Origin of the sequence: Truepera radiovictrix DSM 17093 (assembly GCF_000092425.1) — a bacterium.
In the GTDB taxonomy this organism is placed as follows: Bacteria; Deinococcota; Deinococci; order Deinococcales; family Trueperaceae; genus Truepera; species Truepera radiovictrix.
This window is the reverse complement of record NC_014221.1, coordinates 1283016-1298927: the sequence shown is the minus strand read 5'-3', so window position 1 is coordinate 1298927 and position 15912 is coordinate 1283016. Positions and strand designations below refer to the sequence as shown.

Below are 15912 nucleotides of genomic sequence, written 5' to 3'. Positions count from 1 at the left end.
GAGATAGGCGCCTCGCGGCCCTCTTCGTCGAGCTTTTGGGGGGTGTCACTCATCGGCATGCCTCCAACAAGCACCCAAGGTAACACGCCCTTTGTGTGGTGGTGTCGGCTGCTTGACATGCCGGGCGCCTCCTTTTACGCGCGTCGCCACGCGACGCCCGACCTGCGAGCCTTGCGCGACACCGATAGACCATGCAGACCCAGCCTAGAGCCCCTACAACCCCGAGGCCACAACCAGAGCCGCCCTACGCCGCCACTCAACCGCTCGCCAGAGGCTGGTCGGGCGTTCGGTCGTCGCGCGCTCGGTGGTCACGTGTTCGACGGTCACGTCACGGGCGCGCCCTTTGGCAAACCGTACAGAAGGGCGCATTCGCCCCACACAACCCTGGCATAATGGGGCCTAGCGCGCCCGACACGTTGTGAACGCAACTCGCATGTTGGTGAGCTCGGTGACAGACGCTCGGGCGAGCCGGGGCGCTCCGAGGAGGACTTCATGCACCCTACCCGCAACCCGCCCGTGAGGCTAGCTCTCCCCAGACGGCTCTTCCCCCCGCTCATCCTGCTGGCGCTACTGCCCGCAGCCTGGGCGCAAGCAGACACGACGGTGATTGGCGTCGCCGCCGAAAACCCCGACTTTAGCACCCTGCTGAGCGCGCTCGAGGTCGCCGGCCTGACCCAAGAGCTGCGGGGCGAGGGCCCCTTTACCCTCTTCGCCCCCACCAACAGCGCCTTCGCCGCCCTTTCGGACGACGAGCTCGACGCCCTCTTGGCCGACCGCGAAGCGCTCCGCAACGTGCTCACCTACCACGTGGTGCCGGGGCGCTACACCACCGCCGACATCGGCCCGGAGATGCGCGCGTTCGACACCCTCCAGGGGAGCGAGCTGCCCATTACCCAGCAGGGCGTCGGTACGGCGACCGTGACAGCGGTCAACCTCGAGGCCTCTAACGGCGTCGTCTTCGCCATCGACACGGTGCTTACGCCGCCGGAGGAGGTCGCAGCGGAGGTGGACGCGGACGACGCGCTCTACGTCAGCACCGCCGAAGCGCGCGCCCGCTACCTTTTGGACGAAGTTGAAGGGAGCGGCGTAACGGGCTCCGTGCTGGTCGCGGCTTACGGCGACGAGGCGCGCAGCGTCCTGACGGTGTCGCTCATCGGCACCGCCGCGGACGCGACCTACCCCGCGCAGCTGGTCGCCGGCAGCTGCGACGCCCCCGGCGAGGCGCTCGCCGACCTGAGCGACGTTTCCGGCAGCACCGGTTTCGGTACGACGGTCGTAGGTCTCCCCTTCGAGACCATCACGGGGGGCGACCACGCGCTCCGCATCTTCGAGGCGCCGGGCGGCGCGGTCGTCGCCTGCGGCGAAGTGGGCTCCTAAGCCCCGACCCGCCCCCGCCACGAGCGCCCCCTTGCGGGGGCGCTCTTTTGGCTTTACCCGTTCGGGCTGCTCGCGCCCTGCCCCTTTTCGGCATGGGGTGTTACCCGCACGACGTTTCGCTTAGAATCGTCTATGGCGCTCCAACCCCAACGAACGGTGGCGGAACTTAAAGAGCTGCGCGCGCTGACCGGCAACGAAGCGGGCGCGCAGCGCGTCGCTTGGACGGACACGTGGCTCGAGGCGCGGGCGTGGCTCCGCACGAAGCTGGACGACCTGCCCGTAGAGACCCACATGGACGCGGCGGGCAACGTCTGGTCCACCTTAGAGGGCGCCTCGGAGCGCGCGCTCCTCATCGGTGGGCACCTGGACTCGGTGCCCAATGGCGGCTGGCTGGACGGGTGCTTGAACGTGCTCGCCGGGCTCGAGGTCCTGCGGCACCTTTGCGACACCTACGGCGGCCGCCCCCCCGTGACCGTGCGTTTGGTCGATTGGGCGGACGAGGAGGGCGCGCGCTTCGGGCGCAGCTTGCTCGGCTCGTCGGCCTGCTGCGGCACCCTCAACCCGGATGACGAACGCGGCCGCACCGACAAGGACGGCGTGGCGCTGCCGGACGCGCTGCGGCGCTGCGGCGTGGAGCTAGACCGGATGCACGAGGCTGGGACCGAACTCCAGAACGCGGCGGCTTACCTCGAGCTGCACATCGAGCAGGGCCCCGTGCTGCTCGACCTCGACAAACCGCTCGGCGCGGTTTTAGGCACCTTCGGCGTCGAGCGCCACGCGGTCACCTTTCACGGCCAAGCCGCTCACTCCGGCTCGACCCCGATGGAGCGGCGCAAAGACGCCTTTTTGGCCGCCGCCAAGATGAGCCCCGAAAGCTACGCTATCGCCGCGCGGCGGGGCGGGGTCTGCACGATCGGCAGCTGCACGACAAAGCCGGGCATCGTCACGAGCGTGGTCGAGGAGTGCCGCATCACCTTGGACCAGCGCCACCTCGACGCGGACGCGCTCGCCATGATGCTCGCCGACGCCAAGGGGGCCAGCGAGCGCTTCGCCGCGGAGGGTCGGGTGACGGTCAACTGGGACCGGCTCTGGCGCATCGACCCCATCTTGTTCGACGGCGCGCTCATCGACCTCTGCGACGAGGCCATCCGCGAGGTCTGCGGCACCTCGCACCGGCTGCCGAGTGGCCCCTTGCACGACGCCGCCGAGGTCGCGCGGGCGGGCGTCCCGACGGTCATGATGTTCGTGCAGAGCCTTCACGGGATCTCGCACAACAAGATCGAGGACACCCAAGAGGAGCACCTCGAGCTGGCGGTGGCAGCGCTCGCCAAGCTCGCCGACAAGGTCGTGGCGCGCCTTGGGGCTCAGGGCTAGATGCCCGACCTGCTCGCCTGGCTGCTGGTCCTCGCGGGCGGCCTCGCGGCTTTGCTGCTCCCCTGGCTGATGCGGCCCAAAGCGCGCTACCCGCGCTGTAAAAGCGCGCAGGTGCAGGTCCTCTCAAAAGAGCCCATCGGCGTCACTTTCCACGACCACGAGCGTTTTGCGCTCGTGCAGCGGCGCTTTAGGATGACCAAACGGTGCGCGCGGTGCCAGGAGACGTGGGCGGTCGAGCTGATCGAGGCGCGTTAGGCCCGGGCGGTACGCGGCGAGCGGCATGATGCTAATACGGCGGACGGGGTGGCAGTGAGGGGTGGCGGAATCAGCACCCGAGAGCCTGCCCCGCCCCACTCCGGCCGCCGCTCGGTTGGAGAGCTCGGTTTATGGCTGACGCCCCCCTTCAGTGCAGAGCGGCCACGCCTCGCAGCGCCCCCCGCGCAGACGGGGTTTGGGTAAAGGGCGCAGTGGCGCGACTCACTAGACACGCTTCTAAAGCCACAGTAAACTACCTGTGCAAACCATAGTGATAAGCCTAGGTTGCCCGCTGGCGGGGCGGTCCTAGGCGGGGTTGCACGGTACGTGCGCTGGGGGCGCACGACCCGAAAGGAGTTTCTGGGTGAAAAAGCTTCTTCTCTCTCTCGGTCTCATGGTAGGTCTTGGCGGCGCGCTCGCTCAGGGCCAGGGCATCACCGTCTGGTCGCACTTCGGCGACAGCGACCTCGAGTGGCTTCAGAGCGAAGCCGCTGCTTTCGAGGCCGCCTTCGGCGTCCCCGTGACCATCACGACGGTCGTCTTGGACGAGATCAAGCAGCAGATGCTGCTCTCGGCCCCGCAGGGTGAAGCCGCCGACCTCGTGGTGCCAGTGCCGCACGACCAGATCGGTGAGATGGTCGAGGGTGGGGTGCTCGCCGACATGTCGCAGTTCGCTACCGAGGACTACCTCGCCGACTTAGGCGAGCAGGCGCGCCTCGCGTTTACGCTGAATAACCGCCTTTTCGGCCTGCCGATGTACGTCGAGGGGCCGGCCCTGATCGTCAACACCGACCTCGTCCCCGAACCCCCGGCGACCTACGAAGAGATGCTGCAGATCGCCGAAGAGCTCACCGAAGGTGACAACTACGGCTTCATCTTCGATGTGCGCAACTTCTACTTCGCCTACAACTGGTTGCACTCGTTCGGCGGGTACGTCTTCGGGCGCGACGAGAACGGTAACCTCAACCCCAACGACATCGGTCTCGCCAACGAGGGGGCCATTCGCGGCGCCGAGGAGATCCGCGCGCTGCAGTTTGAGCGCGGCCTCATCCCCGCCGGCGCCGACAGCGCCGTCGCCGAGGGGCTCTTCAACGAAGGCTCGCTCGCCATGATGTATAACGGCCCCTGGACGGTCGCCAACATCGAAGCGGCCGGTGTCCCCTTTACCGTCATGCCGGTACCGCCGACCGAAGACGGCGTCGAGTTCAGCGGCTTTATGGGCGTGCAGGGCGTCTTGATGAACGAGTTCTCGCAGAACAAAGCCGACGCGGCAAACTTCGCCAAGTGGCTCACCCGCCCCGCCGCGCAGGTCGCTCTGGCCGAGCGCAGCGGCCGCATCCCCTCGTCGCAGAGCGCCGCCGAACAGGTCGCCGACGACCCTGTTATCGCGGGCTTCGCCGAAGCGCTGGCGATCGCCGAGCCCATGCCCAACATTCCGCAGATGGGTAACGTCTGGGCGCCCATGGGCGACGCGCTCGCGACCATCTTGGAGGGCCCCAACACGAACGCTGCGCAGGCGCTCGAGCGCGCGGTTGCGCAGATCACGGGGAACTGACCCAAGACCGACGCGACCACCAAAGGCCAGGGGGTACCCTGGCCTTTTCACCCATCACAAGCTCCTACAGCAGCACAACCCGGTTGGCCACCACCTACACCTCACCCCCCTTGAGTACCGACTCAAGCACCTACGCTCCGAGTCGACACCCTTATCCTCCCCCTCGGAGCGGCTGCTAGACCTCTAAACCCTAAAGTTTAAGACCCTAAAGTTTACGTGTCGAAAGGGAATCATGGACCTTTCAAGACCCTCCTCGGACTACCTCCCCAAGGGTTCGGGCGGTACCGGAGCGCGGCTGTGGAAAGCCCTCGTGCTCCTGCTCCTGGCGATCTTCGCCGCCGCCGCCATCGGCACCCTCGGATTTTTGGGGCTCAGCCAGCTCGTCCCCACCCTCGAACCCTATGTCGGCGTCATCGTCGGGCTGATCGCGCTTATCGCCGTGCTCCGGTGGATCTCGCAGCGCTTTTCGTGGATCATGCCCTGGTACTACCTTCTGCCCGCTATTCTCTTTTTGGCGACCTTTACCCTATTCCCCGTGGTCCTCACCGTCGTGCTCGCTTTCACCGACTACGCGGGCATCCGCAACGGTCAGCTCAACCCGGGCAGCCGCACCGATATCGTCGCCGTCGACCCCCAGGGGGCACGCCTCGAGCTCTCCGACATCGCTTCGCTCAACTGCCAGGCGGCGCGCAACAACTGCTTGGGCATCCGCGCCCGCGTCGAGGCGGCAGCGAGCCTCGAGGTCACCGGCGTCGCGCTTGAAGAGAACGTCCTCACCGTCGCCGAGGACCTCTCGGACGCCGTCGGCGTCACTGAGGTGTCGCTAGAACTCATCGACATCGGCTTTCGCGCCCAGTTTCCCGTGACCGAAGTGGTCGGCAACACCCTCGTCCTGGCCCGCACCCCCCCCGGCGAGGTCAACCTCGAGACCATCGAGGTGCAGGTCGCCAGCGAGGTCTTCGAACGGCAGATCACCGCCATCGACGGCAACACCGTGACCCTCAACGAAGCGCTCCCCGAAGGGGTAGAGCCGACCAGCATCCTGCGCTACAACGACTTCGGCTTCGTCGGTTGGGCGAACTTCCAGACGATCTTGCGGCGGGCGACCTCGTCGCTCTGGCCAGTGTTCGTCTGGAACATCCTCTTCGCGGTCAGCACGGTGCTCATCAACACGGCCTTTGGCGTCTTTATCGCGGTCTTGCTGAACAACCCCGACCTGAAGTTTCGCAACCTCTACCGGACGCTGCTGATTATCCCCTGGGCGCTCCCCAACATCGTCACCATTCAGGTGTGGCAGGGGTTTTTGAACTCGAACTTCGGCGCCATCAACCGCGCTCTGGCCCTTCTCGATCTCCCCGTCCTCGACTGGCTCAACGAGGTGTGGGCGGCGCGCGCGGCGGTGCTGCTCGTCAACCTCTGGCTCGGGCTGCCCTTTATGATGACGGCGACCTTGGGCGCGCTCTCCGCGATCCCGGGTGACCTCTACGAGGCCGCCAAAATCGACGGCGCGGGGCCCTTGCAGCGCTTTTCCGGCGTGACCCTCCCCTTGCTGCGCACCGCGCTCGTCCCGATCACCTTGACGAGCTTCGCCTTTAACTTCAACAACTTTAACATCATCTACCTGCTCACCGACGGGGGGCCCGCCTACGAGGGGGGTATCTCGACGGCGCGCGGCACCGACATCCTCATCTCGTGGGCGTACAACGAAGCTTTCCGCTCGCAGGGCGGCTACGCCTACGGGCTCGGCTCGGCCATCTCGCTCCTCATCTTCTTTATCACCATCGCGATCAGCCTGATCAACTTCCGCGTCACCGGTGCTTTGAAGGAGACGTCGAACACATGAGCTGCTCACTCAACCGTTTGCACCCCCGCCGTCTGGGCGCCCTTCCGGGCGCGCTGCTCGCGCTCACGTGCCTGTCGCACGCTTTCGCGCAGGTCGACCGCAACCGCTTCCTCATCATCCCCTACGGCTGGCTGCGCTTTTTGATCGGCTTCGTGCTCATCGCCGGGGGCGTCGCGCTCGCCAGCTACCTCTACGGCCGCGCGACCAAACCCGGCAAAGCCGGCAACTACGCCGTGACCGCCGTGACCCACCTGTTTATCTGGGTGGTCATCATCCTGACGCTCTACCCGGTGATCAACCTGCTCGCGGTGTCGTTTAACCGCGTCAACAACCTTAACCAACCGCCGCCGCGCGAGGGCTGGCTCTTGGTCCGCGCGGGTATCTTGCCCGACCCGAACAACTTCTCGCTCGTTCAGTACCGCACCGTGCTCTCGGAAACGCACCTGCTCCCCATTCAGTGGGTGCTCTTGGGACTTCTGCTGGTCGCGGGCCTCGTGCTGATCGCGCTTAACCTCGCGCGCCGCTTTAGCTTCGAGGGGCGGGCGCTCGAGCGCGCCTCCAAAATCGCCGGTTGGGCGCTTATCCTGGGCGCGGTCGCGCTCGTCATCAGCATCACCAACGACCAGTTCTACAGCATCAACGAACAGGGCCAGCGCGTCCCTTCGGGGAGCAACCGCAAGGTCGTGCTCTACATCCGCAACACGCTCCTGGTGTCGGGGATCACGGGGCTCTTCGCGGTGCTCATCTCGACCACGGCCGGTTACGCCTTTGCCCGCATGCGTTTTGAGGGGCGCTACGGGGTGCTGCTCGCGTTCATCTTCGTGCAGATGTTCCCCGGCTTCATGGCGCTCGTGGCGATCTTTTACCTCATGAGCTACCTCGGGCTGCTGAACACCTTTACCGGGCTTATCCTGGCCTACTCGGGGGGCGCTATCGCGTTCGCCTCGTGGATCTTTAAAGGGTACCTAGAGTCGATCAGCCCGAGCCTCGAGGAGGCCGCCATGGTCGACGGCGCCACCCGCTGGGGGGCGTTTTGGCGGATCATCCTCCCCATCAGCGTGCCGATGCTGCTCTTTATCTTTTTGCTGCAGTTTATCGGCACCTATAGCGAGTTCATCCTCGCCAACACGCTCCTAACAGGTGACGACCGCTGGACGATCGGCATCGGGCTGCGCGCCTTTACCTCGGGCCAGTTCGCGACCCAGTGGGGGACGCTCACCGCGAGCGCCGTCTTGGGCAGCTTGCCGATTCTCATCATCTTCTACTCGTTTCAAAACGCGCTCACCGGCCAGTATCAAGCGGGTGGGGTCAAGGGCTAGGGGGTCCCTCCTCACCCCTTGGCGCCAGGGTGGCTGTGGTAGCCTGAGCCATGGACACGCTAGCTTACGGCGCCCACCTCATCGTCGACGGGTACGGGGCGAAAGAGGCCCCGCTCGTCGACGAAGCGCACGCGCTAGGGGTTGCACGCGAGCTTTTAGAGGCGCTCGGCTTAGGGAGCACGCCCACGCTCACGCTCACCCACCGCGCTCGAGACGGCCTCTCCGTGGGCGTCGCCCTCCCCGAGTCGCACCTGACGCTGCACACCTTTCAGCCAGCGCAGCGCCTGTCGCTAGGGATCTTTAGCCGCCAGACGCTCGCGCTCGGCGAGGTCCTGGAGCTTTTGAGGGTCCGTTTCGGCCTCGGGCGGCTCGAGAGCCACCTCGACAGCCGCAGCGTGGTCTTGCCCCACGACGAGGAGCGCGCCCGCACCTTTTTGCTCGGCGAACGCACCTACGCCGACTTACGCCTCGACGATACGCTGCTCGCCTACTAGCCTGCTTGCGAAGCCGCCAGGGCGCGCAACCTGCGGCGTTGACGCCCCCTTTGGGGGCGCGTATACTAACGTGCACGCCGGGATGGCGGAATCGGTAGACGCTGCAGACTTAAAATCTGTTGCCCCTAGGGGCGTGCGGGTTCAAGTCCCGCTCTCGGCACCACGTTCTAGACGGCATTTCTATAAAATTTCTAGAAAAATGGCACCTCCTAAGCGAGGTGCTTTTTTAGGGTTGGCGGGTTCGAGCGCAACGCGCAACTGCGGGCTGGTGACGCGTTCCGCTCCCGCTCACAGGTGGGCAACTGACGCCAGCGCGTAACCGCTGCTGCCTTGAGACGAACCGAGTACGAAGCTTTGGCTGCGAGACTCTGGATCCGCGAAGAGGCGTAAAATTCTTTTTGCTACGCTTGAGGAAGAAGCCTTAAGGTGACTGAGGTCAACCCTGAGCACTTGGACCCCACGGCTGAAGCGACGTGCTTAGGAGGCGTCAGGAAGAGGGAAATGGAGAGCTTTGCCCGTGCGTCTTGAAGATTTAAGCGTTGGCACCGAGGTCCGAGGGATCGTTCCCGGCGAGACCGTTACAGTTTTAGCAACCCAGTGGTACGGCTCAGCCGCCGTCGAACTCACCTACAAGACGCGAAGCGGCCATACCGGCAGCGAGATGCTCTACCGCAGCCGGGAGGCGACGCTCGAGCTGGCTCAAATAGACGCCTCCTGGAACCCAGAGGCCGACGGTCAGCTGCTGCGACTCGTCTCGGAAGCGCACCGTATCCGGCTAGCTCACCTGTTCGACCCGCACTTGGCCGTGCACACCTCCTTGGTGGAGCCGCTCCCGCACCAGATCACCGCCGTGTACGAGGCGATGCTCCCCAAGCAGCCGCTGCGCTTTCTCCTGGCGGACGACCCCGGTGCAGGCAAGACCATCATGGCGGGGCTCCTCATCAAGGAGCTGCTCGCGCGCGGCGACCTGAGCCGCTGCCTCATCGTCTGCCCCGGCAGCCTGGTCGAGCAGTGGCAAGATGAGCTTTACGGGCGCTTCGGGCTCCCCTTCGAGATCATGACAAGCGACCGCTTGGAAGCCGCCCGCACCGGTAACTGGTTGGCCGAGGAGCCTTTGGTGATCGCCCGGCTGGACAAGCTCGCGCGCAGCGACGACCTCCAGGCCAAGCTCGAGCTGACCGACTGGGACCTCATCGTCTGCGACGAGGCGCACAAGCTGTCAGCCACGTTCTTTGGCGGCGAGGTCAAGTACACCAAACGCTACAAGTTGGGGCAGCTCCTTTCGAAGCTCACGCGCCACTTCTGCCTGATGACCGCCACCCCGCATAACGGTAAGGAGGCGGACTTTCAGCTCTTCATGGCGCTTCTAAACGGCGACCGGTTCGAGGGCCGGTTCCGCGACGGGGTGCATCAGGTGGACACCGCGGACCTCATGCGGCGGCTTGTCAAAGAGCAGCTCGTCACCTTTGACGGCAAACCGCTCTTCCCGGAGCGGCGGGCGTACACCGTGCCCTACACGCTGAGCGACCTCGAGGCCGAGCTCTACGCCGCGGTCACGAACTACGTGCGCGAGGAGTTTAACCGCGCCGACGCGTTGGAGGAGGGCGGGCGCAAGGGTACGGTCGGCTTTGCGCTCACCATCTTGCAGCGGCGCCTCGCCTCGAGCCCTGAGGCCATCTATCAGAGCCTCGTGCGCCGCCGAACGCGGCTCGAAACGCGGCTGCGGGAGGAGAAGCTGCTAAGACGCGGGGCCCCCTTGGAACCTAGTTTAGACGTCCCCCTGCCCGACCTCGACGACCTCGAGGACGTTCCGGGGACCGAGGCCGAAGAGTTAGCCGACTGGGTGGTCGATCAGGCGTCGGCGGCCCGCACCATCTCCGAGTTGGAGGCGGAGATCGCCATTCTCAAACGGCTGGAGGCGCTCGCCGCGCGGGTCAAGCAAAGCGGGACCGACCGCAAGTGGGAGGAGCTCTCCCGGCTGCTGCAGGAAAGCAGCGAGATGCTCAGCCCGGAGGGGAGCAGGCGCAAGCTCGTCATCTTCACCGAACACCGCGACACGCTTCTTTACCTGCAGGAACGCGTCACCCGCTTGCTGGGCCGCCCTGAAGCGGTCGTAGCGATTCACGGTGGGACGGGGCGCGAGGAGCGGGGCAAGGTTCAGGCCACCTTTACCCAGAACAAGGACGTGCTGGTGCTTTTAGCCACCGACGCGGCGGGTGAGGGGATCAATCTGCAGCGCGCGCACCTGATGGTCAACTATGACCTGCCGTGGAACCCCAACCGCCTGGAGCAACGTTTCGGCCGCATCCACCGCATCGGGCAGACGGAGGTCTGCCACCTCTGGAACCTCGTGGCCCAAGAAACCCGCGAGGGGGACGTGTTCAAGAGGCTCTTCGACAAGCTCGAGCGCGAACGCGAAGCCCTCGGGGGTAGCGTCTTCGACGTGCTCGGCAAGCTGACTTTTGAGAACAAACCGCTGCGCGACCTGCTGCTCGAGGCCGTCCGCTACGGCGACCGCCCCGAGGTGCGCGCGCGCCTCGATCAGGTGTTGGACGCAGCCCTCGACCGCGCTCACCTGCAGGACCTGCTGAGCGACCACGCCCTGGCCCACGACACGATGGACGTGAGCCGGGTGCAGCGCATCCGCGAGGCGATGGAGCGCGCCGAGGCGCGGCGGCTGCAGCCGCACTTCGTCGCCGGGTTTTTCTTGACGGCCTTTAAACAGCTCGGCGGCAGCATCTACGAGCGCGAGCCGGGCCGCTTCGAGATCACCCACGTGCCCACCGCCGTCCGCAACCGGGACCGGCAGATCGGCTTGCGCACGCCCGTGTTGGAGCGGTACGAGCGTGTGACCTTCGACAAGGGACTGATCAACGTGCGCGGGCGGGCCTCGGCGGAGTTTTTGGCGCCGGGTCACCCGCTGCTGGCCGCGGTCACCGACCTGATCCTCGAGCGCTACAAACCGCTGCTCACGCAAGGGGCGGTGCTGGTGGATGAGAACGACCCCGGCACCGAGGTGCGTGCGCTTTTCTACCTCGAGCACACCATCCAAGACGCGCGCCGCGACCGCAGCGGACGCGAGGTGATCGTCTCGCGGCAGCTGCACTTCGTCGAGATCGCTGCGGATGGGTCTACCCGGAGCGCCGGATATGCACCCTACCTGGACTACCGACCGCTGGCGCCTCATGAGCAGGCCGCCATCAAGGAGGCGCTGCAAAGCTACCCGCTGACCAAAGCGCAGCTCGAGGAGCGCGCGCTCAACCACGCGGTGCTCGAGCTCATGCCGCCGCACTTTGCAGAGGTCAAAAAGCGCAAGGAGGCGCTGATCGCCAAGACGCGCGCGGCGGTGCGCGACCGCCTGACCAAAGAGATCGCCTACTGGGACCACCGCGCGAACGAGCTTTACTTGCAGGAGCAGGCGGGGAAGCAGCCGCGGATGAACCCGCAGCTGGCTCGGCGGCGCGCGGACGACCTGCAAGGGCGTCTGGACAGGCGGATGCGCGAACTCGATGAGGAGGCGCAGCTCTCCCAGAAGCCGCCGGTCATCGTCGGGTCGGTGCTGGTGGTGCCCGCGGGGCTCCTGCTCCCCGAGGACGCCGTGCAGGATGCAGTGGCAGCCAGGGAGACCGCACGGGTCGAGCGCCTAGCGATGGACGCCGTGATGGCCGCTGAGCGAGCGTTGGGGTTTGAACCCAGAGACGTAGGTGCTCAGAAGCTCGGCTACGACATCGAATCGCGCGACCCAAAGAGCGGCACCCTGCGCTTTATCGAGGTCAAGGGGCGGGTGAAGGGTACGGAGACCGTCACGGTCACCAAAAACGAGATCTTGACGGCTCTCAACAAACCCGAGTCGTTCATCTTGGCGTTGGTCGAGGTCGATGGCGACAGCGCAACGCCGCGCTATGTCCGGACCCCCTTCGTGCGCGAGCCCGACTTTGGCGCGGCCAGCGTGAACTACACCCTGCGTGAGCTTCTAGCGGGCGCCTCCGTCCCCGCATAACGCTATGGATGACCTTTGGTCTCACACGGGCTACACTGGTAGCAACGAAGGGCATCGAGAGGAGGCGAGGGACATGAAGCGTGTAGGTGTGAGTGAGTTCAAAGACAAGGCGACGACGCTTATAGCCGAAGAGAAGGCCTTGGTGATCGAGGAGCGCGGTAGGGCGATAGGCCTCTACATCCCCCTCGCCAGAAAAGACGGCGCCAAATCGAGAGAGGAGACCGAAAGGCTCGAGCGTGTCATCGCGGACATGCTGGGGCACACCGGTATGACCCGCGAGGCGTTCGAGGCGGCTCGGGAAGAGGCAGGTAAAGCCGATTCCGTGTGAGCTGCTCGTGTTGGACGCCAGCACCGCCGTCGGGAAGGCGCTGCGCACATGGGGTTTGGCGCTCTGTATGAGGGTTTTGGGCTAGCGAGGCTAGCTGAACACCCTCTAGGTCCAGCATCTTCCAGGCGTTGAAGCGGTGACTACCGGAACGAATGTGAGAGGGAAAAATCATGAAACGTGTGGGTGTACGCGAATTTAAGGACAAGGCCACAACGTATATCTCGGACGCTGAGCCGCTCGTGATTGAAAAGCACGGCAGACCAGTCGGGTTCTACATGCCCATCAGACCCAAAGACAAGAGCAGCTCCGAGATCAAGGCGTCGGTGGAGCGGCTGGACGCACTCATGGCAGAGGTGCTGGCACGAACGGGTATGAGTGAAGACGAATTCGTGGCCGAACTGACCGAAAACTGGGGGCGCCAAGAGGGCACTGCCGATAGTCAGGGACACAAGAGCCACGAAGACGGTAGCCAGGAACATAAGGTTGCTTAGACTCGTTGTGGACGCGAACATTTTGGTCGCCGAGGTGCTGCGCGCGAGGGGGCGCCGCTTGCTGAGCGACGCGCGCGTGCAGCTCTATATCGCTTCGGCGGCTTGGGACGAGGCGACCTATGAGTTGCCCAAACGCCTGCGGACCATCGCCGAACGCCGCGGGCTGCCCGACGCTATTGCCAAGGAGCTCCTGACTGAGGCGCTCTTGCTCGCTAGGCGCAACTTGGATGTGATTGTGCATACGTTTTACGCCGATCTCGAACTCGCTGCCCGCGCCCGCGTCCCCCAAGACCCCAACGACTGGCCCACGGTTGCCCTGGCACTCGCGCTAGACGCGGGTATTTGGACCGAAGACCGAGACTTTTTTGGCTGTGGCCTGCCCACTTGGCGCACCCAGGTCTTGCAACATCACGTGCATCACCACCTCACAGAGACGCCATGAAGATAAGCCTATCTGTGCTACGCCACGCGCAATTACCGTGTAATCATTGTGCAATAGATTGGCTTCTCTCCCGTCTGGAACGGCATAGCCTAAAAAGCAATCGCCGCAATCTATGTGCAATTCAATCGAGGTTTGTATGACCATACCCACTACAATGCCCAAACGCAAACTCATCGAAGTGGCGCTGCCGCTAGAAGCCATCAACAAGGAGTCCGCCCGCGAGAAGAGCATCCGCCACGGCCACCCCAACACCCTGCACCTGTGGTGGGCACGCCGCCCGCTCGCCGCCTGCCGCGCCGTGCTCTTCGCCAGCCTCGTCGATGACCCCAGCAGTCACCCCGATAAGTTCCCGACCGAGGAGGCCCAGGACGAGGAGCGGCAGCGCTTATTTAGGCTTATCGAAGAGCTGGTGAAGTGGGAAAACACGACGAACGAAAAGGTCTTAAACGCGGCCCGCGCCGAAATCCTCAAGTCCACAGGCGGCAACCCACCGCCCGTCCTGGACCCCTTCGCGGGCGGCGGCAGCATCCCCCTGGAGGCGCAGCGGCTCGGTCTGGAGGCGCACGCCAGCGACCTCAACCCGGTGGCGGTCTTGATCAACAAAGCCCTCATCGAAATCCCGCCAAAGTTCGCCGGACGCGCGCCCATCAACCCGGAGGCGCAGCGGCATACCATCAAACGGCAGGACTGGCGGGGGGCGCAGGGGTTGGCCGAAGACGTGCGCTACTACGGCAAGTGGATGCGGGACGAGGCCGAGAAGCGCATCGGGCACCTCTACCCCAAGGCCAAGCTGCCGGATGGCGGTGAGGCGACGGTGATCGCGTGGTTGTGGGCGCGCACGGTGACGTGCCCGAACCCCGCGTGCGGGGCGCAGATGCCGCTGGTGCGCTCGTTTGTGTTGTCCTCCAAGAAGGGTAAGGAAGCCTACGCCGAGCCGGTGATCGACAGGGAGCAGCAGCCGCCGCGGATTCGCTTTGAGGTCAAGAGCGGGGCAGGTGCGCCAAAAGAGGGGACGGTCGGACGGAAAGGAGCGTATTGCGTCGCCTGTGGTTCGCCTGTTTCGCTCGACCACATCCGTTCAGAAGGACGTGCTGGAAGGATGGGTGCGCAGCTTATGGCGGTAGTAGCGGAGGGCGACCGAGGCCGCAACTATCTTGCACCGACACAAGAGCACGTATATACAGCAGCAGAAGCCAAACCTGAATGGAAACCCGAAGCTGACCTACCGCACAACCCAAGAGACTTCAAAACGCCGAACTACGGAATGCGCACCTTTGCCGACCTCTTCACCCCCCGCCAACTCGTCGCCCTGACAACCTTTAGCGATTTGGTGCAAGAGGCAAGGGACAAAGTGTTGCAAGACGCCCTCGAGGCCCACATGCCCGAAGGCGAGGGGCTCGAGGGTGGTGGCAGCGGGGCGAGGGCGTATGCGGATGCGGTGGCGGTTTACTTGGCATGTGCGGTAGACCGAATGTCTGAATACTGCTCAACAGTCTGTACTTGGGCAAACAACCCTCAGATGGAAATTGTGCGAGGCACGTTCGCCCGTCAAGCTCTTCCAATGATGTGGGACTATGCAGAAGCAAACATGTTTGCAAGTTCTACGGGTAGTGTCGATATTTTGCTTGGATGGATAGAAAAGGTACTTAATAGACTAAATTCTCAAGCGAAGGGCATGGCTCAGCAAGATAACGCTGCAACGCTACACAGGGATGAAACACCCATTATTTCGACAGACCCACCCTACTACGACAATATTGGTTACGCAGACCTTTCCGACTACTTTTATATTTGGTTGCGGCGCTCGCTCGCCAATACATATCCGAGTATTTTTGGAACATTACTTGTCCCAAAATCACAAGAGCTTGTGGCTACACCGTATCGTTTCGATGGGAATAAGACTAAACAACCACCGACTAAAGTCGGAGGGTTTGAAAGAGCGACTGAAAGTCGGGATACGGGTCATAGACCCGTCAGTCCTCTGTCCTGAAGTTGTCCTCTCGGGTCGGCTCGAAGTGATGCTCCAGGTAGCTCTTGATCATCTCTTCCGTGACTTGCCCCACCGTCGCACAGAAGTACCCTCTAGCCCAAAAGTGCCGCCCCCAATAACGTGCTTTTAGCTTCGGATACTCCTCGAATAGCTTGCTCGCACTTCGCCCTTTGATCCGCCGCATGATCTCACTCGGCGCCATTGTCGGCGGCGCACTCACCAGAATATGCACGTGGTCGCTACTCACCACTCCGCTCAGAATCCGTATCTCGAACGCCTCGCAGGTTTGCCGCACCAACTCCCTAACACGCTCGGCTATGTCCCCTTTCAGCACCTTGTAGCGGTACTTCGTGACCCACACAAAGTGGTACTCGATGTTGAAGACGGTATGGCTGCCATAGCGATACTCCATCCGCCAAGGCTAGCAGATGAAATCTGACCGCC

General features: G+C 64.1%; 12 protein-coding genes, 1 tRNA gene and 1 pseudogene. 13 read left to right on the top strand and 1 reads right to left on the bottom strand.

Features of this window, described 5'->3' with window-relative positions; translation table 11 throughout:
- The first annotated feature begins 492 nt into the window (after positions 1–492).
- The 13 genes and pseudogenes from TRAD_RS16500 to TRAD_RS05935 all read left to right on the top strand — a co-directional run.
- Positions 493–1377 (top strand): fasciclin domain-containing protein, encoded by an 885-nt coding sequence (locus tag TRAD_RS16500; protein ID WP_013177698.1) that lies wholly within the window; start codon positions 493–495, stop codon positions 1375–1377.
- A 132-nt stretch (positions 1378–1509) separates the two neighbouring features.
- A complete protein-coding gene (locus tag TRAD_RS05990) occupies positions 1510–2751 on the top strand; it encodes a Zn-dependent hydrolase (RefSeq protein WP_013177697.1) in 1242 nt (413 codons plus the stop codon).
- Positions 2752–3006, top strand: coding sequence for a hypothetical protein (locus TRAD_RS05985; RefSeq protein ID WP_013177696.1), 255 nt, complete (start codon positions 2752–2754; stop codon positions 3004–3006).
- Positions 3007–3370: 364 nt separating this feature from the next.
- Complete coding sequence (locus tag TRAD_RS05980) at positions 3371–4561, top strand: sugar ABC transporter substrate-binding protein (RefSeq protein ID WP_013177695.1); 1191 nt, start codon at positions 3371–3373, stop codon at positions 4559–4561.
- 232 nt (positions 4562–4793) lie between these two features.
- Entirely contained in the window at positions 4794–6404 is a 1611-nt protein-coding gene (locus TRAD_RS05975) for a carbohydrate ABC transporter permease (RefSeq protein WP_013177694.1), read from the top strand.
- Positions 6401–7723: a sugar ABC transporter permease gene (locus TRAD_RS05970; protein WP_013177693.1), complete on the top strand. Its 1323-nt coding sequence runs from the start codon at positions 6401–6403 to the stop codon at positions 7721–7723. The genes TRAD_RS05975 and TRAD_RS05970 overlap by 4 nt, the downstream gene beginning before the upstream one ends.
- A gap of 50 nt (positions 7724–7773) precedes the next feature.
- Positions 7774–8217: an S-adenosylmethionine decarboxylase gene (locus tag TRAD_RS05965; RefSeq protein WP_013177692.1), complete on the top strand. Its 444-nt coding sequence runs from the start codon at positions 7774–7776 to the stop codon at positions 8215–8217.
- Between the two features lie 76 nt (positions 8218–8293).
- Positions 8294–8380: transfer RNA gene (locus TRAD_RS05960), tRNA-Leu, on the top strand.
- Between the two features lie 354 nt (positions 8381–8734).
- Positions 8735–12217 carry a protein NO VEIN domain-containing protein gene (locus TRAD_RS05955; RefSeq protein WP_013177691.1) on the top strand — a complete coding sequence of 1161 codons (3483 nt, stop codon included), beginning with the start codon at positions 8735–8737 and terminating at the stop codon, positions 12215–12217.
- Positions 12218–12290: 73 nt separating this feature from the next.
- On the top strand, positions 12291–12545 hold the full coding sequence (locus TRAD_RS05950; protein WP_013177690.1) for a hypothetical protein: 255 nt from the start codon (positions 12291–12293) through the stop codon (positions 12543–12545).
- Positions 12546–12715: 170 nt separating this feature from the next.
- Positions 12716–13036 carry a type II toxin-antitoxin system Phd/YefM family antitoxin gene (locus TRAD_RS05945; protein WP_013177689.1) on the top strand — a complete coding sequence of 107 codons (321 nt, stop codon included), beginning with the start codon at positions 12716–12718 and terminating at the stop codon, positions 13034–13036.
- Positions 13037–13043: 7 nt separating this feature from the next.
- Positions 13044–13478 (top strand): PIN domain-containing protein, encoded by a 435-nt coding sequence (locus TRAD_RS05940; RefSeq protein ID WP_221401669.1) that lies wholly within the window; start codon positions 13044–13046, stop codon positions 13476–13478.
- A gap of 154 nt (positions 13479–13632) precedes the next feature.
- Positions 13633–15384, top strand: a pseudogene (locus TRAD_RS05935) (DUF1156 domain-containing protein); the annotation flags it as partial.
- Positions 15385–15451: 67 nt separating this feature from the next.
- On the opposite strand, the gene tnpA reads toward TRAD_RS05935, so the two are convergent.
- Positions 15452–15880 (bottom strand): IS200/IS605 family transposase, encoded by a 429-nt coding sequence (gene tnpA, locus TRAD_RS05930; RefSeq protein ID WP_013177059.1) that lies wholly within the window; start codon positions 15878–15880, stop codon positions 15452–15454.
- Positions 15881–15912: the final 32 nt, after the last annotated feature.